Source organism: Stenotrophomonas sp. YIM B13575 (assembly GCF_042787595.1).
Taxonomy (GTDB): domain Bacteria; phylum Pseudomonadota; class Gammaproteobacteria; order Xanthomonadales; family Xanthomonadaceae; genus Stenotrophomonas; species Stenotrophomonas lactitubi_B.
This window is the reverse complement of record NZ_JBHZOP010000077.1, coordinates 1-21,127: the sequence shown is the minus strand read 5'-3', so window position 1 is coordinate 21,127 and position 21,127 is coordinate 1. Positions and strand designations below refer to the sequence as shown.

Sequence of the window (21,127 nt, the reverse complement as noted above, 5' to 3'; positions counted from 1 at the left end):
GGGGCAGCGTGCGGGGGCGTGAGCCGCATGGATGCGGCGACCGAGCTTACATGGACGTACTTGCAGCGGCCCCCGCACGCTGCCCCACCCCGCCTACCCTCAGGAAACCAGCTTCTGCTGTTGCTTCGGCTGTTGCCGTTGCTTCGGCTGTCGCCGTTGTTTCGGCGGGTCCCGGGCGCCGCCCGGGCGAACCCCTTACACTCCAGAACGATTTCCCTGCTGGAGAGAGCAATGAAGCGAGTAGTACTGGGCGTGCTGGCCCTGTCGGTGTCGAGCGCACTGATGGCGGCCACCCCGAAATTCGATGGCGCGCGGATCTCCGCCGACGTCAAGGAACTGGCCTCCGACGCCTACGAAGGCCGCTCACCGGCCACCGCCGGCGAAGAAAAGACCATCGCCTTCCTCAGCAAGCAGTTCGCCGATGCCGGCCTGCAGCCCGGCGGAGACCTGAAGGACGGCAAGCGCCTGTGGACCCAGGCCGTGCCGCTGCGCAAGGGCGACATCGTTGGCACCCCGCAGCTGTCGCTGCAGCAGGGCAGCAAGACCATCACGCTGGAGCAGGGCAAGCAGATTGCCGTGCGTGCAGCCATGAACGGCGCCACCAACGTCGACATCAGCAAGGCACCGCTGGTGTTCCTCGGCTATGGCGTAAAGGCGCCGGAGCGCAACTGGGACGACTTCAAGGGCGTGGACCTGAAGGGCAAGATCGCCGTCGTGCTGATCAACGACCCTGACTTCGAAACCGGCAAGGGCGATTTCGACGGCAAGGGCATGACCTGGTATGGCCGTTGGCCGTACAAGTACGAAGAAGGCGCACGCCAGGGCGCACTCGGCGTGCTGATCGTGCATGAGACCGCACCGGCCTCGTACGGCTGGGCCACCGTGGCCGGTTCCAACACCAACACCATGTTCGACGTGGTGCGCGACAACCCGGCCGACAGCCACCCGCTGCTGGAAGGCTGGATCCAGCGCGATCTGGCCGTGGAGCTGTTCCGCGCGGCCGGGCAGGATTTCGAAGCCTTGAAGAAGAAGGCGCAGCAGCGCGACTTCACCCCGGTGCCGCTGACCGGCGCCAGCCTGGATGCGAAGTACGCGGTGAAGACCGAAGTGATCACCTCGCACAATGTGGCCGCGCGCCTGCAAGGCAGCACGCATGCGGACGAGACCATCCTCTACAGCGCGCACTGGGACCACATCGGCGTGGGCGAACCGGATGCACGCGGCGACCGCATCTTCAACGGCGCGCTGGACAATGCCAGCGGCACCGCCTCGCTGATCGAACTGGCGCGCGGTTTCGCCAAGGCCCCGCGTCCGCAGCGTTCCGTCGTGTTCCTGGCGGTGACGGCCGAGGAGAAGGGCCTGCTGGGTTCGGAGTACTACGCAACGCACCCGCTGTACCCGCTGGAAAAGACCGTGGCGATGATCAACATGGACGGCATGGCGCCGTTCGGCCCGTCGCGCGATTTCGGCATCTACGGCGCGGCGCGCTTCGAACTGCTGGACCAGTTGAAGGACGTGGCCAAGGGCTGGGACATCCGCTACACGCCGGACCCGAAGCCGGAGGCCGGCCTGTTCTTCCGCTCCGACCACTTCCCGTTCGCCAAGCGTGGCGTGCCGGCGCTGTCCTGGTCGGCCGGGCAGGACTGGGTGGACGGTGGCGTCGCGGCGGGCAAGAAGGCGTCCGAGGACTACACCGCCAAGCGTTACCACCAGCAGGGCGACGAGTGGCAGCCGGACTGGGTATTCGCCGGCGCGGCCCGCGACCTGGAAGTGCTGTACACCCTGGGCAACCAGTTGGCCAATTCGCGGGCCTGGCCGAACTGGAGCAAGGACGAGGCGTTCCGTGCCGTGCGTGACGCCAGCGCCGACCAGCGCAGATAAGGGAAGGCGGAGCGCCGCTCCGCCACACCTGGTTGCGCCGGGCCATGCCCGGCGTTTCCGTAAGGGCTTCCATCCACCCTTTCCGGCCCTTCGTCGCACACCGCTTGTTTGCCCGAAGGGCCGCTCTATGCTCGGCTCACCCCTTCCTCCAAGGCGCCGCCGTGATCGCCAGCTTCTCCCTCATCATCCGTCACCTGCTGGCCTGGGCCGCGGCGCTGTTCGTTGCCGGCATGGTCTGGAGTGGCATCTTCAGCGGCATGAACGACGGCCCGGGCTGGGTGTTCGGGCTGCTGGTGATGTTCCTGATGATCTCCGCGCTGGGCAGCGCGATCACCCACGTGCGCCGGGTCTGGCTGGTGGCCGGTCGCCTCGATGGCGCCACGCTGTCCGGCCGCCAGCGCCGGCAGATCGAACTGCCGATGGATGCCGGCCAGGCCTTTGCGGTGGTCGAAGCAGCCGTCGGCGAACTGCCACGGGTGGAAGAGGTGGAGAGTTCTGCCGGCAGCCTGCAGGTGCGTGCCTATGTGCGTCGCGTCGACCTGTGGAACGGCCGGCAACCATCGCGCTGGAACCTGCCGGCGCGGCTGGCGATCAAGCGCAACAGTGTGCTGGCCACGGTAACGCCGGGGCAGGGCACCAGCACCGTCACCCTGCTGTTCGAACCGGACGCCGGCTGGTGGGCCGATCTGCTGGCACTGGATGAAGGCAGCAACTACGAGAACGCCGAAGCGGTGACCCGCGCGATCAGCCGCCGCGTGGCCGACCAGCGCCGCGACGAGCAGGCCGCCGCCGAACAGACCCAGGTGGAAAAGGAACTGTCGGTCGCGCGCTTGAACCTGCTGCACGCGCAGGTCGAGCCGCACTTCCTGTACAACTCGCTGGCCAACGCCCAGGTGCTGACCCGCACCGACCCCGCGCGCGCCGAGCAGATGCTGGGCCACCTGATCCAGTACCTGCGCAGTTCGCTGCCGCAGGTGGATGAATCGATGTCCACGCTGGGCGTGGAGCTGGAGCGTACCCGCGCCTACCTGGAGATCCTGCGCATCCGCATGGGCGCCCGGCTGGCGGTGGAAGTGCAGGTGCCCACCGAGCTGCACGAGGTGAAGCTGCCGGCGATGGCGTTGCAGACATTGGTCGAGAACGCGATCAAGCATGGCCTGGAGCCCAAGCCCGGTGGCGGTACGATCTGGATCCTCGCGCGTGGTTTCGATGACCACGTCACCGTGACCGTCGCCGACGATGGGCTGGGTTTCGGACAGGGCACCAGCGGCACCGGCATCGGCCTGAAGAACCTGCGCGAGCGCCTGCGCCTGACCTGCGGCGAGCAGGCCGGGGTGGCGATCGTGGCCAATTTCCCCAGTGGTGTAGCCGCCACCATGACCCTGCCGCAGTCGGCCAAGGAGCCCAGCCATGCCGCTTGAAGCGCTGATCGCCGAAGATGAAGAGCTGCTGCGGCACTCGCTGGTCGAGCAGCTCGGGCGGCTGTGGCCGGAACTGAAGCTGGTGGCCGAATGCGAAGACGGTGCCAGTGCGCTGGAACAGCTGGCCGAGAAGCAGCCGGACATCGCCTTCCTCGACATCCGCATGCCCGGCATCAGCGGCATCGAAGTGGCGCGGTCATTGGCCGAACTGAGCCCGCGAACGCAGGTGGTGTTCGTCACCGCCTACGATCAATACGCCATCGATGCCTTCGAGCAGGGTGCGATGGATTACCTGCTCAAGCCGGTCAGCGACGAGCGGCTGCTGGCCACGCGCGATCGCATTCTTGCGCGGCTGCCATCCGCGCGCCAGGACGATGCGGTGCTGGAGCGCCTGCTGCAGCGCCTCGGTACAGGCCCGGCCGCCAATGATCGGCCGCCGCTGGCCTGGATCACCGCCAGCAACGGTCGCGATACGCAGCTGATCATGCTCGACGATGTGATCTATTTCCGCGCGGACAACAAGTACACCACCGTGGTCACTGCCGCCGGCGAAAGCCTGCTGCGTACACCGCTGCGCGAGCTGCTGGAAGTGCTCGATCCGCAGCACTTCCGCCAGGTGCACCGCTCCACCATCGTCAACATGAAGGCCGTCGCAGCGGTCAGCCGCGATGACACCGGCCGCGGCGTGCTGCGCCTGCGCCAGCGTGCGGAAACGCTGGTGGTCAGCCAGCCGTTCATGAGCCTGTTCCGCGGCATGTAGCCGTGGCCTTCGCCATCCACCGAGGAACGAACATGCGCCGTATCCTGCTTGCAGCTGCCGCCGTGCTGGCCATCACCGGCTGCGAAAACTCCAGCAACACCTCGATCACCCGCACGAATGCCAACGGCGTGGACACGCTGTACAGCAAGAGCACGGTGGTCGATGGCGTGGCGCGTTTCGAATGCATCGCCAGCAGCAGTGGGCAATGCCACTACCTGGTGCTGGCCCCGGGCTGCAGTACCGATGCTGCCTGTGCGACGCCGCCGCTGCGCCATTTCGCGGTGGCCGTAGGCAAGACCGAGAAGGTCAGTGGCCTGCCGAAGGACTTCCGCCAGTGCGTCAGCGACGTGCAGAAAGAACAATGCCACCGTGACTGAGCACGGTGGCATTGTGGCTCCCCCCGGATTGCGTTCGGCTCAGTAAGCCGGCTGCAGCGTCATGTCGTGATGGTGTTCGGTTTCACCGACATGGTTCAGGCGACCCACCAGTTCGGAATGCTGCTTCATGCGTCCGATCTCGGTCATGATGCGGATGTCCTCGTGGCGCAGCTCGCGCTTGGCGGTGACCGCCTGCTTGTAGTCCAGCACTTCCGGATAGTGTTCAGCCAGGTCCAGCGCTTCGGCCACGTGCTCGACGCTGTCGGCCTTGGAGGTGATGCGGGCGCGGCTGTTGAAGGCCTTCATCCAGCGCTCGAAGCCGGCGGTGCGGTCGAACATGTTGGCCATGAACCAGATCACGAACAGGATCGAGATCCACGAGCCGAACACCACGACCACGCGGGTGAAGGTGATGTGGTAATCGTCGCGCCACAGGTAATTGGTGATCAGGCCGAGGATCAGCAGCGAGGCCGCCTGCCATCCGACGATCGAAGTGATCAGCCACTGGCACTTGGCCTGGGCCAGCACCGCCACTTCATCGCGGATCTGCTGTTCGCTGAGGCTGCGCCAGTGCGCGACCTGTTTTTCGAACGGGCTGCTGTAGAGCTCGTTGTCGCGAAGCAGTAATCCCAAACCCTTGAACAAAGCAATCATGGCTGGCTCCTTGGTGGAACGTGCGGCGATCTGCAGTGGACGGTATGGCGGGTTCCGTTCTAGCACTTCCAGCGAGCGGTGCAATGGCCTCAAGGCCACGCGGCACAAGGGTTCTGTCTGAACAGGTGAATATTGGTGCGCCGCAGCATTGATCGCATGGCCTGCGACAAGATGTCGCAGGGTGAAACGTGCTGCGCGCGCACATGAAACCGACGCTGAGCGGCTGGGCTCGCCGTGCCTGTCGTGATCGCCCAGAATCGGGGTGTACCGCGCAGGACGCGGTCCGTCCCTCCGCCGATCTGGACCCGTGATGCCGCCGTTGCTGCACCGTCTTTCCCGCCCCGTCACTGCCCCGATCCGACGCTGGGTACTGGATGCGTTTCCGCGTGGCCAGAGCGGCATCGACTACGACCACCCGCTGGGCGATCCGGGCTGGTTCGGGCCGGACAGCGTGACCTGGCGCATGCACGCCGAACTTCCCTCGATGCTGGCCGGCGGCCTGTGTGCCCTGATGCTGCAGACCCTGCATCCGCGCGCGCTGGCCGGTGTCTACGACCATTCCAATTTCCGCCAGGATCTGGTCGGCCGCCTGCGCCGTACCACCGCCTTCGTGGCAGGCACCAGCTACGCACCGGCAGGCGAGGTGGAAGCGCTGGTGGCCAAGGTGCGGCGCATCCACGCGCAGATCCGCGGCCATACCGCGCAGGGCGAGCCGTATGCCGCTGACGATCCGCAGCTGCTGACGTGGGTGCATGTGACCGAGGCCTACGGCTTCCTGCAGGGCTATCGCCGCTACGGGCGTGAAGTGCCTGCCGCGATCGCCGACCGCTACTACGACGAGTACCGCTGCGTGGCCGAAGCGCTGGGCGCGGTGGATGTGCCGCGCAGCGAGGCGGAAGTGGATGCGTATTTCTGCGCGCGGCAGCCGGAGCTGGTGGTGGACGAACGCTCACGCGAGGTGCTGCAGGTGCTGTCCGGCGTGCGCCTGCCGGTGCCGGTGCCCGGCCTGTCACGCGAGATATTCCTCGGTGCCGGTGCCGCGCTGCTGCCGGACTGGGCCGAGGGCATGCTCGAGCGCAGCACGCGCCAGCGTGCGCAGGCCGCAGCCTCGGCCAAGCTGATGCAGGGCATGGCGCCGCTGTTCCGCCGCGCGCTGCCCGATGGCCTGGCGACCCGCGCCTGCGCACGGGTGGGGGTGCCGGTGGACGTGTTGCGCGAGTGGCCGGCATTGCCCCGGTAGATGCCGACCTTGGTCGGCGCGCCGCCGCGCGGCGCCGCATCCACGCATGGCGTGGATCTACTGCACGCCCGCGACCCGGGTGAATGCAACATGCGTGGATGGCGGAAAAGCGCCAACCAAGGTTGGCACCCACCAGAGCGGGGTGGGTGGATTCCAGCCATGCGTGGATGGCGGAAAAGCGCCAACCAAGGTTGGCATCTACCCATGAAAACGAAACGGGCGCCTTTCGGCGCCCGTTCGCGTTACATCACCAGACCTTGACCCGCTTGTCCGGGGCCAGGTACAGCTTCTGGCCTTCCTTCACGTCGAACGCCGGGTACCAGGCGTCGATGTTGCGCACCGTCAGCGCGCGGAACTGGCCCGGTGCATGCACATCGGTCAGCAGCGAATTGCGCAGCGCCTGCTCGCGGCTCTTGCTGCGCCAGGCCTGGGCGAAGCCGAGGAAGAAGCGCTGGTCGGGGGTGAAACCTTCCAGGGTCTGGCCCGGCTTGCCCTGCAGCGACAGCTGGTAGGCGTCGTAAGCGGTGCCCAGGCCGGCGACGTCGGCGATGTTCTCGCCCAACGTCAGCTTGCCGTTGACGTGCACGCCCGGGAACGGTTCGTAGCTGCTGAACTGCGCGGCCAGCGCATCACCGGCCGCGTTGAACTGCTTGAGGTCTTCGGCCGTCCACCAGTTGTGCAGCTTGCCGGTGTCGTCAAACAGCGCGCCCGCGTTGTCGAAGCCGTGGCTGATCTCGTGGCCGATCACCGCGCCGATGGCACCGTAGTTCACCGCGTCGTCGGCGGCGCCATCGAAGAACGGCGGCTGCAGGATCGCCGCCGGGAACACCAGGCGGTTTTCCAGCGGCACGTTCATCGCATTGATGGTCTGCGGCAGCATCGCCCACTCGCTGTGGTCGACCGGCTTGCCCAGCTTGGCGATGTTGCGCTGGTACTCGAACAGTTCGGCGCGCTGCGCATTGCCCAGCGGATCATCACGGCGGATCTCCAGGCCGCTGTAGTCGCGCCACTTGTCCGGATAGCCCATGCCCACGGTCAGGCCGGCCACCTTGGCCTTGGCGCTGGCCTTGGTCTGCGGTGACATCCAGGCCAGTGCATCGATGCGCTTGGCGAAGGCGGCGATGATGTTCTTCGCCATCTCGTCGGCACGTTCCTTGGTCTTCGCATCGAAGTGCTTTTCGACGTAGCGCTTGCCGATGGCCTCGCCGACCGCATGGTTGGCGTCATCCACCGCACGCTTCCAGCGGTCGCTCTGCTGCGGCGTTCCGCTGAGCGCGGTGCCGTGGAAGGCGAAGCGCGCATCGGCGAACTTCTTCGGCAGGTAGGCGGCGGCGCGGTCCAGCGCGTGGAAGGTCATGTAGTCCTTCCAGGCATCCAGCGGCTCGGTGGCCACCAGCTTGGACAGGCCGGCCACGGCCTTCGGCTGCCACACGATGAAGTCCTGCTGCTTGCCGAGTGCGGCTGCGTCCAGGAACGCGGCCCAGTCCATGCCCGGGGCCTTGGCGTTGAAGTCGGCCTGGGTCCAGGGGTTGGCGCCCTTGGTCACGTCATTGGTTTCTTCCTGGGTGGCATGCGCCTGCGCGATCTTCGTTTCCAGGGCGAGGATGCGCTGCGCCTTGCCGGCCGGGTCGGCCACGCCGGCCAACTGCAGCACCTGCGCGATGTAGGCCTGGTACTGCTTGCGCAGCTCGGCCATGCGGCCACCCCCCAGGTAGAAATCGCGGTCCGGCATGCCCAGGCCGCCCTGCACCAGGTACGGCGCGGTGCGGTCGGGCTGCAGCAGGTCCACCGACACCCACAGGCCGAACAGGCGGTCGGTGTAGAAGTTGGTGGCATTGAGCAGGTCGACATCGGCGCGCACGTCGCCGCCGAGGGCGCGGGCCAGGCCGGCCTTGTCGGCGATCGCATCGATGTTCTTCAGCTGCGGCTGCACCGGCGCCAGGCCGCGCTGTTCGATGCCGGCCTCGTCCATGTAGGCGGCGTAGTAGTCGCCGATCAGCTTGTCTTCGCCGCTGGCCTGGGCGTTGCCGGCAGCGCCTTCCAGGATCGCGCGGGTATCGGCCTGGGTCTTCTCGGCGATCACGTTGAAGCTGCCGAAGCGCGAGCGGTCGGCCGGGATCTCGGTGTTCTTCACCCAGCTGCCGTTGGCGAAGCCGAAGAAGTCGTCACCGGCGGCGATGCTGCGGTCCATGCCACTGGCATCGAAACCAAAGCTGCCCAGCATCGGCTTGGCGGCAGCGGGGGTCGCCTCGGCCGGTGCGGCGGTGCCGGCGGCCGGATCGGCCGGGCGGTCGCAGGCGGCCAGGGACAGGCTGGCAACGATGGCCAGTGCCAGGGTGGGGCGGCGCAGCTTGGACATGGACTTCTCTTGCGGCGGAAAACTCCAAGTCTAATCCGCTGCGGGCCGGCTGGACGTGCCCGGCAGGGCCAGCACTGTGCGTGATCTGGCTGAACACGCAGCGCCGACCTTCACGCGGTCACCGGCGTGGTGCATGCTGCGGGCTGGATGTCTGCAGCACCCGGGGGAGGGCGCATGCAGGACAGGTTGAGGCGTCAAGAATGGCGTCCGCCGGCCGTTGAGGTCGGGGATGTGGAGGAATCGTTCGCGCATGAAGCCAGCCGACTGCACAGGGAAGACCGACCGATGCCGGCGCTGAGACACGCGCTGGCCCGGCCGTTGCGTGCCATTACCTGGGGCGGCGTGGTGCTGGGCGTGCTGCTGGCGCTCGGCCTGGCCGCGATGCTGGCCAACGATTACCAGCGCCGGCTGGAAGCCGCGCAGCGGCAGAGCCGGGCGCTGGCGATAGGCAGCGAGCGCCTGCTGGCACTGGAGCTGCGCAACCTGGAGCGGGCGATGGGGGGCATCGCCGCCGATGCGGCCGAGCTGTTCCGCACGGTGCCTGCGCAGGCGCCCGTGCTGCTGGACGCTGCCATCGCCGGCGTGCTGGGCCGGCACGCCGAACTGCACAGCATTGTCGTGCTCGATACCTACGGCCGCGCCCTGACGGCCGGCAAGGGCGACCTGCAGCTGCCGCTGTGGACCGATCCGCAGCGACGGGGCCAGGGAAGTGCGCTGTACATCGGCCCGCCGCAGCGTGCCAACGACGGCGGCTGGGTGGTGCCGCTGGCGCTGCCGATGGAGGGTGATCGCTGGCTGCTGGCGCGGCTGCGCTGCGGCGAACTGCAGCGGATCGTGGGCGGTCTGGATGTGGGACCGAGCGGCCTGGCCTCGATCAGCGATGCCGATGGCTACATGCTGGCCCGCGTGCCCGATCCGGATGGCACCGTCGGCCGCCGCTACCTGTTGCCGGCACGCACGCTGCTGGGCCGGCAGGCAGTGGTTGAACTGGGCAGCATTCCCGGCGCGGTGGACCAGATACCGCGCATCTCCACCATCAGTACCCTCGAACGCAGCCCGCTGGCGGTGCAGGTCGGCCTGGCCGACGAAGATGTGCTGAAGCCATGGTGGCCGTACCTGCAGGCGGCGATCGCCATCGTGCTGGCCTACGTGGCGCTGCTGCTGGTGCTGCTGTACGCGGTGCGCCGCAGCACTTGCCGGCAGCAGTCGATGGCCGAAGAGCTGCGGACCGGCCACGCCGAGCTGCGCCTGGCCCATCAGGTGGGCCGGGTATGTACCTGGTACGTCGACGAAGACGCTGCGCTGCTGCGCTGGTCACCGCTGGCGCGTGAGATCTTCGGTGTGCAGACCGATGCGCTGCCGGTGGCCGATTTCTTCGCCCGCGTGCACCACGATGACAGCGCACGCATGCAGCAGGCCTTCGACCAGGCCTTCGCCGGCAACGCGGTACTCGACGAAGAATTCCGCCTGGTGCTGCCCGGCGGAACCGTGCGCTGGGTGGCCGCGCGCGGCCAGCGGGTGGCGGTGGCCGATCGCCAGCGGCGCATGATCGGTGCACTGACCGATCTCAGCGAGCGCTACCAGGCGCGCGAGCAGATGCGCCAGGTCGAGCGCCGCTTCCGCCTGCTGTTCGATCGCAACCCCGCGCCGTTCTGGGTGTTCGATCCGGACACATTGCGCTTCATCGAGGTCAACGAAGCGGCCGTGCAGCAGTACGGCTACAGCCGCGATGAATTCCTGGCGATGAGCATCCTCGACATCCGCCCGCGCGAGGGCTGGGACGAGGTCAAGGGCGCCATCGCGCAGGTGCGCAGTGGTGAACTGCAGGATGCTGCGGTGCGCCTGCACCAGCGCAAGGATGGCACGGTGTTTGAAGTGCGCGTGCACCTGTCGCAGCTGGATTTCGACGGCCAGCCCGCATGCCTGGTGCTGGCCGAGGATGTCAGCGAGCGCCTGGCCTACGAGCGCGACCTGGCCTATCACGCACGCCACAACCCGGCTACGGGCCTGCTCAACGTACGCGCGCTGAGCGAACAGCTGGACGAGCAGTCCGGCGCCTACACCATCGCCTATGTACAGCTGCGCGGCCTGCAGCTGGTGGCCGATACGCTGGGCCGCGAGATCGGCGATGCGGTTCTGCAGTCGATGGCCTCGCGCCTCGGCGGACTGGGCGCGCGCTTTGGCCTGCTGGCGTTCCAGCCGGCGGAGGACTTCGTGCTGGCGATCGCGCCGGAACACAACACCCAGCGCGTGCTGGACGATCTGCTGCAGATCGTCTCGGCACCGATGCGCGGCCAGGATTCGCTGCACCAGTTCGAACCCCGCATTGGCGTGGCGGTACATGACGCCGACGCAGGCCATAGTGCGGAACAGGCGATCGGCATGGCCGCGCAGGCGGCGCACGCGGCCCGCGCCGAAGGCAACGTGGTGGCCTGGTTCGATGCGGCGGTGACCACCCGCCTGGCCGACCGCCTGCGCCTGGCCGGGCGTATCCACGCGGCCATCGACAACGAGTTCCAGCTGTACTTCCAGCCGATCCGGCACGCCAGCGATGGCAGCCCGGCGTCACTGGAGGCTCTGCTGCGCTGGCCGCAGGCCGACGGCAGTTTCATCCCGCCCAGCGAGTTCATCCAGTTGTGCGAAGACACCGGCCTGATCCTGGCGTTGGGTCGCTGGGTGATCCGCGCGGCGGCACAGGCGCAGCGGCGCCTGGTCGAAGCGGGGTGGGGCGAGCTGTCGATCGCGGTCAACGTGTCGGCTGTGCAGTTCTTCAACAGCGATCTGGTGGCCGAGTTCGCCCGCGCGCAGCAGGATTTCGGCCTGGCCCGCGGCGCACTGCACGTGGAGCTGACCGAGAGCAGCCTGATGCGCAAGCCGGCACAGGCGATGCAGACCATGCAGCGCCTGCACGAGCAGGGTATCAGCGTGTCGCTGGACGATTTCGGCACCGGCTACTCGAGCATGTCCTATCTGCAGCACCTGCCGCTGGACATCCTCAAGATCGATCGCAGCTTCGTCGCCGACGTGGAGACCAATCCGCGCAACGCGTCGATCTGCCGGGCGCTGCTGTCGCTGGGCCACAGCATGGGGCTGACGATCATCGCCGAGGGCGTGGAGACGCCGGGACAGCTGGACTGGCTGGCCGCGCATGGCTGCGACCAGGTGCAGGGTTACCTGCTGGGTCGGCCGGCACCGCTGGAGAAGATCATCGCGCAGCTGGATGAGGTTGTTGCCTAGGCCGCGCGTCGTGCTCGCCGGGCATGGCCCGGCGCTACCGTGTCATGGGCACGCCTCTGGTAGCGCCCTCACACCCCGGTTTCCACCAGGTAATCGATGAAGCTGCGCACCTTTGGCGCGAGGTGGCTGCGGCTGGTGTAGACGGCGAAGATGCCGATCGGCGCGGCCTCCCATTCCGGCAGGATCCGCACCAGGCGGCCATCGGCAAGCGCTTCCTCCAACAGGAAGTCCGGCTGCAGGATCACGCCCATGCCGGCAATCGCCGCTTCGCGCAGGACGTCGCCATTGTTCGCGCGCAGCAGGGTGGTCACTGCCACCTTCACTTCGCCGCCGGGCCCCTGCAATGGCCAGTGGTCGCCGGCTGCCCAGTAGCTGTAGCCGAGGCAGGTATGCGTCTGCAGATCCTCGGGTGCCTGCGGCGTGCCGTTCGCAGCCAGGTAGGCCGGTGCGGCACACAGGCTGATCCGTGATTGGCCCAGGCGCCGCGCGATCAGGGTCGGGCTGGGCTCGCGGGTGATGCGGATGGCCACGTCGTAGCCTTCTTCGACCATGTCCACCAGGCGGTCGGACAGCGCCAGATCCAGTTCGACCTGCGGGAAGCGCTCGCGGTAGCCGGCCAGCAAGGGGCCGAGGCGGGCGATACCCCAGCTGACCGGCGCGTTGATGCGCAGCGTGCCGGACGGCTCCAACGCCTGTGCGCCGATGCTGGCCTCGAGCGCATCGAACTCGGCCAGCAGGCGCACGCACTGCGCGTAATAGGCGGCGCCGGCACTGGTCGGGCTGACCCGGCGAGTGGTGCGGTGGAGCAGGCGGGTGGACAGGCGTTTTTCCAGCGCGGCGACCTGGCGGGTGACCCCGGCCGTGGACATGTCCAGCGCCTGTGCGGCGGCGCTGAAGCCGTTGCGTTCGACCACCGCGACGAACACGCGCATGGCATCCAGGGTGTCCATTGTTGCGCCTTTTGAAATAAATACGGTCGATTCATCGTATTTATCGGTGATGGAGAGCGCAATAACCTGTGCCCTGTCCTCACCGAGGTGCCCCATGAACGCTACCGCCACTCCCCTGTCCCCGCTTGCCCCGTATGCCGCGACCCTGCTGCGGCTGGCCCTGGGTGTGTTGTTCCTGGTCCATGCGCTGACCAAGCTGCTGGTGTTCACCCCGGCCGGTACCGCTGCCTTCTTCGAATCGCTGGGCCTGCCCGGCGTCCTCGGCTACCTCACCATTGCCGTTGAACTGACGATTTCCGCAGCGCTGCTGCTCGGCATCTACGCGCGCTGGATCGGCCTGCTCGGTGTGCCGCTGCTGCTGGGCACCATCGTCACGGTGCACGGCGCCAACGGTTTCAGCTTCGCCAACGCGGGCGGTGGCTGGGAATACCCGGCGTTCTGGGCGCTGGCCCTGGTCGTGCTGTTCCTGCTTGGCGATGGCCGCTGGACCCTGCATTCGCGCTGATCGTCCCCGGCCCGCTGCCTGTTCCTGTCATTGGAGAAGATCATGTCCCGCCTGCCTTCGCTGTACATCTCCCACGGCTCGCCGATGACCGCCCTGCATCCAGGCCAGGTCGGCGTGCGCCTGGCCGAGCTGGCCCGCGACCTGCCGGCACCGCGTGCGATCGTCATCGCCTCGGCGCATTGGCTGGCCCGGCAGCCGCTGGTCGGCAACCATCCGCAGCCCCCGACCATCCACGATTTCGGTGGCTTTCCACGCGAATTGTTCGAGCTGCAGTACCCGGCGCCCGGTGATCCGGCGTTGGCGGAAGACGTGGCGGGCCGCATCGCCGCCGCCGGCCTGCCGGTGGCGCTCGATCCGCAACGTGGCCTCGACCACGGCGCATGGGTACCGCTGCGCCTGCTGCACCCGCAGGCTGACATTCCGGTAGTGCCGGTGTCGATCCAGCCGATGCTGGGCCCGCAGCATCAGTTCGCGCTGGGCCGTGCACTGGCGCCGCTGCGCGAACAGGGCGTACTGCTGATCGGCTCGGGCAGCATCACCCACAACCTGCACGACTGGGGCAACTACCAGGACGGCAAGGAAGCGCCCTACGTGCGTCCTTTCATCGACTGGGTGGAGCAGCGGCTGGCCGCCAACGACCGCGATGCCCTGTTCGATTACCGCCGACAGGCACCGTTTGCGGAGCGTGCGCACCCCACCGACGAGCACCTGCTGCCGTTGTACTTCGCGATGGGTGCGGCGGGCGAGGACGGCTTTGGTGCCAAGCGCATCGATGCCGGTGTCGATGCCGGCTTCCTGGCGATGGACCTGTACCGCTTCGATGGCGCAGATCGCGCTCAGAACGCGGCATGAGCCGGCTGCTGCAGCCGGTGCTGGAACGCCCTGCCCAGGCACAAGGGCAGGGCAGGGTGTTGCTGCCGCTTGGGGCGGGCAGCGCTGCGGCGCGGCTCGAGCGGCGCTTGCTGTCGCGGTCCTGACGCGCATTCAGATGGCTGGCCGCAGTGGCGGCCTGCTGTGTTAAGTTTTTTCCCGTCCCCCGGCGCACTCCGGTTTTTCCGGCCCCACGCGCCGCTCCTGTGGAAGAAGCATGCACACCATCGAAGTCGTCCTGGCGATGCTGGTGGCCGTTGTCGCCAGCGGTTACCTGGTTCGCGTCCTGCCATTCTCGCTGCCGCTGCCGTTGGTGCAGATCGGCCTCGGTGCGGTGATCGCCGGGGTATTCAACCGCGGCCACGCGCTGGAACCGGAAGTGTTCTTCCTGCTGTTCCTGCCGCCGCTGCTGTTCCTCGATGGCTGGCGCATTCCCAAGCAGGGCCTGTTCCGCGACAAGGGCGCGATCCTCGAACTGGCATTTGGGCTGGTGGTGTTCACCGTGATCGGCGCGGGCCTGCTGATCCACTGGATGATTCCGGTGATGCCGCTGGCGGTGTGCTTCGCGTTGGCCGCGATCGTGTCGCCGACCGACCCGGTGGCGGTTGGTGCGATCGCTTCGAAGGCGCCGATCCCCAAGCGCCTGATGCACATCCTCGAAGGCGAGTCGCTGCTCAACGATGCCTCCGGCCTGGTCTGCTTCCGCTTCGCGGTGGCGGCGGTGATGACCGGCACCTTCTCGCTGGCGACCGCCTCGCTGACCTTCCTGTGGGTGGCGGTGGCCGGCCTGGCCGTCGGCGTGGCGGTCACCCTCGGCGTGTCCACGTTCCAGCGCTGGCTGTGGCGCCGCTTCGGCGAAGAGCCCGGTGCGGCGATGCTGGTCAACCTGCTGATCCCGTTCGCGGCGTACCTGCTGGCAGAAGAGATCAACGCCTCGGGCATCCTCGCTGCGGTCGCAGCGGGCATCTCCATGAGCTACGTGGAAATGACCGGCCGCGTGTCCGGCAGCATGCGCGTGCAGCGTGCCGGTGTGTGGAACATGCTGCAGTTCAGCTTCAACGGCATCATGTTCGTGCTGCTGGGCGAGCAGTTGCCGGGCATCGTCGAACGCGCCACTACCACCATGAACGAGAGCGGCCACCAGAGCGCATGGTGGCTGCTGGTGTATGTGCTGGTGATCAACGCGACACTGATCGCGCTGCGCCTGCTGTGGGTCTGGTTGTCGCTGCGCTGGAACCTGCTGCGCGCACGGCGCCGCGGCCTGGAGCATGGCGAGGCACCGAACTGGCGCATCGTGGTGGCCACCTCGGTGGCGGGTGTGCGGGGTGCGATCACCTTGGCCGGTGTGTTGACCCTGCCGCTGTTCCTGCCCGATGGCAGCCCGTTCCCGGCACGCGACCTGGTGATCTTCCTGGCTGCCGCAGTGATCCTGTGCTCGCTGGTCGGCGCCAGCGTGGCGCTGCCGCAGCTGTTGAAGGGCCTGCAGCTGCCGGCTGATTCGGGTGAGCGCAAGGAAGAGGATCTGGCCCGCAAGCTGTCCTCGAAGGCGGCTTTGGCGGGCGTGGAGCGCATGCGCCAGCAGCTGGTGCTGAACCAGAACACCGAGAACGTGCAGCTGTACAACGACGCCGCATCGCGGGTGAGCCTGCTGTATCAGCGGCATCTGGACCGCGACAACCCCGACGTGGACCCGGAAAAGGTGAGCCGGATGGAGATGGGCTACCGCCAGCTGCGCAGCGCCGGCCTCAACGCCGAGCGCGAGGAACTGTTCCGGCTGACCCGTCGTGGGGTGGTGTCTGACGAGATCGCACGGCGGCTGATCCGCAACCTCGACCTGCTGGAATCGCGCAAGCGCGAGTGACCGGCCTGTTGTGTAGAGCCGAGCCCACGCTCGGCTGAGCTTTCCGTCCAGGTTTCATGACACCTGAGCAGAAAGCAGCCGAGCGTGGGCTCGGCTCTACAAGGCAGCCGTCAGGCTTCCGGCTTCTGTTCCAGGAAATACGCCTCGACCTTGCCCTTGACCTTGATGGTCATCGGGTTGCCGCGACGGTCGCGGGCCTTGCCGGCCTGCACGCGGATCCAGCCTTCGCTGACCGAGTATTCCTCGACGTTGTCGCGCTCGACATCGTTGAAGCGCACGCCGACGCCGCGCTCCAGGGCCTGCGCATCGTGGAAGGGGCTGGCCGGGTTGATCGCCAGGTGGTCGGGAGGGGTATCGCTCATCGCTTCATTCACAGTGACGGCCACCACGGCCGGCTTCAGCGGTACAGGATAAACCGTAGAATGCCCACCTGCTCCCGAGGACGTTCCGCCATGCCTGACAACAGCGACTATTTCGACTTCGAGGAAGACGCCCACGATTTCGACGAGGACGATTTCGAGGCGCGGGTCTGGAACCTGCTCGTGCTGATCAATCCGGGCGACGAAGAGCTGGCCCTGCAGCAGTTCAACCGCTGGCGCGAGCATCTGTCCGAGGACGGCCAGCCGCCGGAAGCCGACAGCGATTGGCTGCCGACACTGTTCACCGCCATCGCCTGGCAGTCCGGCTTCGAGGTGGAGCGTGATGACTTCGATTCGCTGCAGACGGCGGTGAACGAGCTGTCGGCGCGCTTCAACCTGCAGCTGGACTGGGGTGGCGACCTGGACGATGAGGACTTCGCCGCAGACCTGGACGGGGTGCAGCTGATGAGCACCGCCTTCGACCGCCTGCGCGAGCACAACTACACGCTGTGGAGCGTGGATGCCGGCAACGACGGCTTCAGTGGCTGGATGGCGCTGACCCGCGATGACGACGCCCTGCTGGCGCTGTGCTCGCTGCTGAACGTGGAAGTGCGGCTGGGCAGCGACCCGTTCTGAGATTCACCGGTAGCGCCGGGCCATGCCCGGCGGCTTCTCGCCGCGCTGGATGAATCGTGTCCAATGTGTCGCGGCAGGTTCCGCGCGCATTGCGATGCGTTCATGCCAATCGCGCCCTCGTGTTCCTTGGGCGCGCCTACGGCCGGTACTGCGCCCTGGCGTTGGCGATCACCGCTTTCACCTGCGCGCGATCCACGTGCCGGGAAATGGCCACCGCGCCCAGCGCGAGCGCCTGCGCACGCAGCTCGGCGGTGACATCGTAATGTGCCCCGCTGGCCTTGTTCTGGAAGGCGCGTGGGGGAATGCCGAGCTGCGCCGCCATCGCGTGCAGCTCGGCCAGGGTATCGGCCATCAGGTGCGCCCAGCGCTGACCGCGCCAGGGATGCACCGCGTCATCGACGTAGACCGACACCGCCGCCGCCGGATCAGGCCTGCGGCTTGCCGTCGGCGTCGGCGGCCGGAATGGCCTCGGCGTCGGCAACGCCTTCGGCGCCGGCAGTGTCCGCAGCCGCTTCGTCGGCAGCTTCGCCTTCGGCGGCTGCGTCTTCAGCCTGCTCGCTGGCGAACTCGGCCACCAGCTTGTCCAGGTACTCCTCGCCGGTCTGGCCCGCTTCTTCGGCCAGCGTGTCGAGCAGCTTCTGCATCAGCTCGGAATATTCCAGGGTGACCTTGCGGCCTTCGGCTTCCTGCACGTTGGACAGGTGCTTGAGCATGGCCAGCATCGGCACCGGGTTGTCGGCGTTGCCCATGGTCTGGCCACCGATGGCCAGCAGCCACTCGCGGCCCTGCAGGCCGATGGCGGCCACGGCCTGGCCGTCCTCGTTGACCAGCACGGCATGGTTCTGCACCTGCTGCTGGGCGTTCAGACGGAGGAACGGGCGCTTGGCCTGGTGCTTCTTGCGCTTGTCGCGCTTGGCCTTGGAGGACTGGGACATGGGGTGGGATCACCTGGAAACGGAAAGACCGCCATTGTAGCGGCCGCGCGTAGATGGGGTCAGATCCCTTTCCATGGGGAAAGGGATCTGACCCCGGTTCAGCGCTGTGCGGACCAGAGCCCGCACCCACAGATTACTTTCCTGGCCCCTGCGCGGCCTGCACGTCCGGGTCCACGGTGGTCGCCGACAGGCCCACCTGCGGCCCGGCGCCGGCCAGCGCGGCCTCCTCGGCGGCCTTGGTCATCACCACGATGCTGATGCGGCGGTTGATCGGGTTCTGCGGGTCGGTCCTGTCGAACAGCACCGACGAAGACAGGCCGACCACGCGGGTGATCTTGCCGTCGTCCATGCCGCCATCGATCAGCGCGCGGCGCGCGGCATTGGCGCGGTCGGCGCTCAGTTCCCAGTTGCCGTAGCCGCGTGCGGCCGAATAGGCGGTGATGTCGGTATGGCCGGTCAGGCTGATCCGGTTCGGCACGTGGTTCAGGTACTCGGCCAGCTCGTGCAGGATCTGCTGCGTGTACGGCTTCAGGGTGGCGCTGCCGAGGTCGAACATCGGCCGGTTCTGCTTGTCCACGATCTGGATGCGCAGGCCTTCCGGGGTCAGGTCCAGCAGCAGCTGGTCCTTGAACGGTTCCAGCGCCTGGCTGCGGCTGATCGCCTCCTGCAGTTCCTTCATCAGCGCTTCCAACTGCTGCTTGTCGCGCTGCTGTTCGTCCACCGGCTGCGGTATCGACTTCTGCTGGTTCTGGAAGGGATCGTTGCTGTTGCCACGCGAGACGTCGGTGGCGCCGCCCAGCTTGATCATCGAAGTGCTGGCGCCGCCCGGCCCGGCCATGCCCGGCGCCGGCGTTGCGCTGGAGCCGACCAGCGGGCTGGGGTTGCGGAAGTATTCGGAAATGGCCGCGCGCTCGGGCTTGCTGGTGCTGGCCATCAGCCACAACACCAGGAAGAAGGCCATCATCGCGGTCACGAAGTCGGCATAGGCCACCTTCCACGAACCGCCATGGTGGGCGGCGTGGCCGGCCTTCTTGACCCGGCGGACGATGACGGTGGGCTTGGTCTCGGCCATGGCTTACTTGACCGTCTTCAGGTGCTGCTCGAAGTCGGAGAACGCCGGGCGCACGTTTGACGGCAGCGTCTTGCGGGCGAACTCCAGCGCGATCTTCGGGTTGTAGCCGCGCAGGCAGGCCAGCAGGGCGGTTTTCACCGACTCATAGATGCGGCTGTCCTGCTCGGCACGGGCTTCCATGGCCGAGGCCATCGGGCCGACGAAGCCATAGCCCAGCAGGATGCCGAGGAAAGTGCCGACCAGCGCGCCGGCCACATGGCCACCCACTTCGACGATGTCGCCGCCGATCGAGCCCATGGTGATGACGATGCCCAGCACCGCCGCCACGATGCCGAAACCGGGCAGGCCGTCGGCGACCTTGGTCAGTACCTGCGACGGCGCCATGGCCTCGGCGTGGTGCTTCTCCAGCTCCAGCTCCAGCAGTGGCTCCAGCTCGTGCGGCTCGATGTTGCTGCCGATCATCAGGCGCAGGCAGTCGGTGATGAAGTCGATCAGGTGGTGATCGGCCTGCACCTTCGGGTAGTTGCCGAACAGCGCGCTTTCGGCCGGGCGCTCGACGTGGTCTTCCAGCGCCATGAAGCCTTCGCGGCGGGCCTTGTTGAGCAGTTCGTACACCAGGCTGAGGACATCGATGTAGTCCTGCTGCTTGTAACGCGGGCCCTTGAACACGCCGACCATGGCCTGCAGCGTCTGCTTGACCGTCTTGGCCGGGGTGCCGACCAGGAACGCACCCAGCGCGGCACCGCCGATGATGACCAGTTCGTAGGGCTGCCACAGCGCCCCAAGGCGGCCGTGTGCGCCGAGGTAGCCGCCCAGCACGCTGATGATGACGACCAGGAATCCAACGATGATGAGCATGGCGCGACGCAAGGAGAGGGGATATCTCCTTGTCGGCCTGACACCGGTGTTTCTGAAGAGGGAATTCTGTGAAGTCGGTCAGCAGGGCAGTGCGGCGGGTGTCAGCCTGCCACGCCGGCTTCCGCGCCGCCACGCTGCAGCGGATTGGGCCAGGGCTCGCCGTTGCCGGTGAACGAAAGTGAGACCGAGTTCAGGCAATGGCGCTCGTAGGTGGGCGGCGGACCGTCCGGGAATACGTGGCCCAGGTGGCTGCCGCAGCGGGCGCAGGTGATCTCGGTGCGGACCATGCCGTGGCTGCTGTCGCGGATCTCGCGCACATGTGCCGGGTCGAACGGAGCGAAGAAACTGGGCCAGCCGGTGCCCGAATCGAACTTGGTGCTGGAGCGGAACAGCGGCAGCGCGCACAGCCGGCAGCAGTAGACGCCCTCTCGCTTGTTGTCGAGGAACACGCCGCAGAAGGGTGCCTCGGTGCCATGCTGCAGCAGCACGCGGCGCTCCTCGGCGCTGAGCCCGGCGACCAGGGCGTCGGTCTGCGTGGCGGTGGGGGGCGTCAGATCGAAAGCGCTCATGCCGGCTCTCCGTGGGGTTGTGGCCTGGGATGCCGCAGACGTGGGGGTGTCGGCACGCGCTTGCAAGTGTGATGGCCGTTCATGGGCGGCACACAGGGGCAGGTGCAGGGTGGATGTGGTCCACCCTGGAGCGCGCCATGAAACCCCGCCTGGTTCTACTGTTGACGGCCCTGCTGCCTCTGCTTGCCCAGGCGCAGGTGCCCACCGGCAATCCGACCGCCACCCGCAGCAGCTCGACGCTGGCACCGCCGCCTGTCGCCCCGCCACCGCAGGCATCGCGCCCGCAGCCGCAGGTGCTGCCCTCGCCGCAGCCGGCCCAGCCGATCCGCTCGACCGGCCCGGCCCAGGTCGCCCCCACGCCCGCACCGACGTTGCCGGACAAGGTCTACGACCGCAACGGCCGCATCGTTCCCGGCGTCAAACCGGTCGGCCCCAACCGCGTGTTCGACTCGCGCACCGGCCGCTACTACGACAGCGTACCCACCGGCGACGGCCAGCAGATCAAGCGCTGACCCCAGCGCCTGAAACCAATCGAGTAACCCAAAGAGAGCGCAGCGACCCGCTGTCGCTCTTTTTTATTTTT

The 21,127-nt window shown here is 67.4% G+C and carries 21 protein-coding genes; 12 read left to right on the top strand and 9 right to left on the bottom strand.

Annotated features, from left to right (window positions below; all coding sequences use genetic code 11):
• Positions 1-231: 231 nt before the first annotated feature.
• From ACFX4F_RS13440 to ACFX4F_RS13425, 4 genes are all read left to right on the top strand, one after another.
• Positions 232-1,881 carry a M28 family metallopeptidase gene (locus ACFX4F_RS13440; protein WP_380656061.1) on the top strand — a complete coding sequence of 550 codons (1,650 nt, stop codon included), beginning with the start codon at positions 232-234 and terminating at the stop codon, positions 1,879-1,881.
• A gap of 161 nt (positions 1,882-2,042) precedes the next feature.
• Positions 2,043-3,302 (top strand): histidine kinase, encoded by a 1,260-nt coding sequence (locus ACFX4F_RS13435; protein ID WP_099821560.1) that lies wholly within the window; start codon positions 2,043-2,045, stop codon positions 3,300-3,302.
• Positions 3,292-4,062: a LytR/AlgR family response regulator transcription factor gene (locus tag ACFX4F_RS13430; RefSeq protein ID WP_380656058.1), complete on the top strand. Its 771-nt coding sequence runs from the start codon at positions 3,292-3,294 to the stop codon at positions 4,060-4,062. Before ACFX4F_RS13435 ends, ACFX4F_RS13430 begins: the two co-directional genes overlap by 11 nt.
• Positions 4,063-4,094: 32 nt before the next feature.
• Entirely contained in the window at positions 4,095-4,439 is a 345-nt protein-coding gene (locus ACFX4F_RS13425) for a hypothetical protein (protein ID WP_380656055.1), read from the top strand.
• 39 nt (positions 4,440-4,478) lie between these two features.
• Here the strand turns inward: ACFX4F_RS13425 and ACFX4F_RS13420 are convergent, their stop codons facing one another.
• Positions 4,479-5,093, bottom strand: a complete 615-nt coding sequence (locus ACFX4F_RS13420; RefSeq protein ID WP_025878393.1) for a hypothetical protein — start codon at positions 5,091-5,093, stop codon at positions 4,479-4,481.
• Positions 5,094-5,403: 310 nt separating this feature from the next.
• On the opposite strand from ACFX4F_RS13420, the gene ACFX4F_RS13415 reads away from it, so the two are divergent.
• Entirely contained in the window at positions 5,404-6,333 is a 930-nt protein-coding gene (locus ACFX4F_RS13415) for an oxygenase MpaB family protein (RefSeq protein ID WP_099821563.1), read from the top strand.
• Positions 6,334-6,580: 247 nt separating this feature from the next.
• Here the strand turns inward: ACFX4F_RS13415 and ACFX4F_RS13410 are convergent, their stop codons facing one another.
• The gene (locus ACFX4F_RS13410) at positions 6,581-8,692 is read right to left on the bottom strand and encodes a M13 family metallopeptidase (protein ID WP_099821567.1); all 2,112 of its coding nucleotides are present in this window, start codon (positions 8,690-8,692) and stop codon (positions 6,581-6,583) included.
• 174 nt (positions 8,693-8,866) lie between these two features.
• Between ACFX4F_RS13410 and ACFX4F_RS13405 the strand changes: the two genes are divergently transcribed.
• Positions 8,867-11,929, top strand: a complete 3,063-nt coding sequence (locus ACFX4F_RS13405; RefSeq protein ID WP_380656050.1) for an EAL domain-containing protein — start codon at positions 8,867-8,869, stop codon at positions 11,927-11,929.
• Positions 11,930-11,997: 68 nt separating this feature from the next.
• Here ACFX4F_RS13405 and ACFX4F_RS13400 read toward each other — a convergent pair whose 3' ends face one another.
• Positions 11,998-12,879 carry a LysR family transcriptional regulator gene (locus ACFX4F_RS13400; protein ID WP_340572375.1) on the bottom strand — a complete coding sequence of 294 codons (882 nt, stop codon included), beginning with the start codon at positions 12,877-12,879 and terminating at the stop codon, positions 11,998-12,000.
• A 94-nt stretch (positions 12,880-12,973) separates the two neighbouring features.
• Between ACFX4F_RS13400 and ACFX4F_RS13395 the strand changes: the two genes are divergently transcribed.
• From ACFX4F_RS13395 to ACFX4F_RS13380, 4 genes are all read left to right on the top strand, one after another.
• Positions 12,974-13,384: a DoxX family protein gene (locus tag ACFX4F_RS13395; protein ID WP_380656046.1), complete on the top strand. Its 411-nt coding sequence runs from the start codon at positions 12,974-12,976 to the stop codon at positions 13,382-13,384.
• 42 nt (positions 13,385-13,426) lie between these two features.
• Positions 13,427-14,236, top strand: coding sequence for a dioxygenase (locus tag ACFX4F_RS13390; protein WP_380656043.1), 810 nt, complete (start codon positions 13,427-13,429; stop codon positions 14,234-14,236).
• A complete protein-coding gene (locus ACFX4F_RS13385) occupies positions 14,233-14,361 on the top strand; it encodes a hypothetical protein (protein WP_380656040.1) in 129 nt (42 codons plus the stop codon). Before ACFX4F_RS13390 ends, ACFX4F_RS13385 begins: the two co-directional genes overlap by 4 nt.
• A gap of 110 nt (positions 14,362-14,471) precedes the next feature.
• Positions 14,472-16,115: a Na+/H+ antiporter gene (locus tag ACFX4F_RS13380; RefSeq protein WP_380656037.1), complete on the top strand. Its 1,644-nt coding sequence runs from the start codon at positions 14,472-14,474 to the stop codon at positions 16,113-16,115.
• A gap of 110 nt (positions 16,116-16,225) precedes the next feature.
• Here the strand turns inward: ACFX4F_RS13380 and ACFX4F_RS13375 are convergent, their stop codons facing one another.
• Positions 16,226-16,477, bottom strand: coding sequence for a DUF3297 family protein (locus ACFX4F_RS13375; RefSeq protein ID WP_049466119.1), 252 nt, complete (start codon positions 16,475-16,477; stop codon positions 16,226-16,228).
• A gap of 90 nt (positions 16,478-16,567) precedes the next feature.
• Here ACFX4F_RS13375 and ACFX4F_RS13370 point away from each other — a divergent pair, with 90 nt between their 5' ends.
• The gene (locus ACFX4F_RS13370) at positions 16,568-17,110 is read left to right on the top strand and encodes a hypothetical protein (RefSeq protein WP_380656033.1); all 543 of its coding nucleotides are present in this window, start codon (positions 16,568-16,570) and stop codon (positions 17,108-17,110) included.
• Between the two features lie 136 nt (positions 17,111-17,246).
• Here ACFX4F_RS13370 and ACFX4F_RS13365 read toward each other — a convergent pair whose 3' ends face one another.
• From ACFX4F_RS13365 to msrB, 5 genes are all read right to left on the bottom strand, one after another.
• Positions 17,247-17,522, bottom strand: a complete 276-nt coding sequence (locus tag ACFX4F_RS13365) for a DUF4031 domain-containing protein (RefSeq protein WP_059065859.1) — start codon at positions 17,520-17,522, stop codon at positions 17,247-17,249.
• A gap of 13 nt (positions 17,523-17,535) precedes the next feature.
• On the bottom strand, positions 17,536-18,045 hold the full coding sequence (locus ACFX4F_RS13360; RefSeq protein WP_380656030.1) for a hypothetical protein: 510 nt from the start codon (positions 18,043-18,045) through the stop codon (positions 17,536-17,538).
• 133 nt (positions 18,046-18,178) lie between these two features.
• On the bottom strand, positions 18,179-19,117 hold the full coding sequence (motB, locus tag ACFX4F_RS13355) for a flagellar motor protein MotB (RefSeq protein WP_380656027.1): 939 nt from the start codon (positions 19,115-19,117) through the stop codon (positions 18,179-18,181).
• 3 nt (positions 19,118-19,120) lie between these two features.
• Entirely contained in the window at positions 19,121-19,975 is an 855-nt protein-coding gene (motA, locus tag ACFX4F_RS13350; protein WP_012509934.1) for a flagellar motor stator protein MotA, read from the bottom strand.
• A gap of 101 nt (positions 19,976-20,076) precedes the next feature.
• Positions 20,077-20,544: a peptide-methionine (R)-S-oxide reductase MsrB gene (msrB, locus tag ACFX4F_RS13345; protein ID WP_380656022.1), complete on the bottom strand. Its 468-nt coding sequence runs from the start codon at positions 20,542-20,544 to the stop codon at positions 20,077-20,079.
• 137 nt (positions 20,545-20,681) lie between these two features.
• On the opposite strand from msrB, the gene ACFX4F_RS13340 reads away from it, so the two are divergent.
• Positions 20,682-21,056: a classical arabinogalactan protein 4 gene (locus tag ACFX4F_RS13340; protein ID WP_380656019.1), complete on the top strand. Its 375-nt coding sequence runs from the start codon at positions 20,682-20,684 to the stop codon at positions 21,054-21,056.
• Positions 21,057-21,127 lie beyond the last annotated feature (71 nt).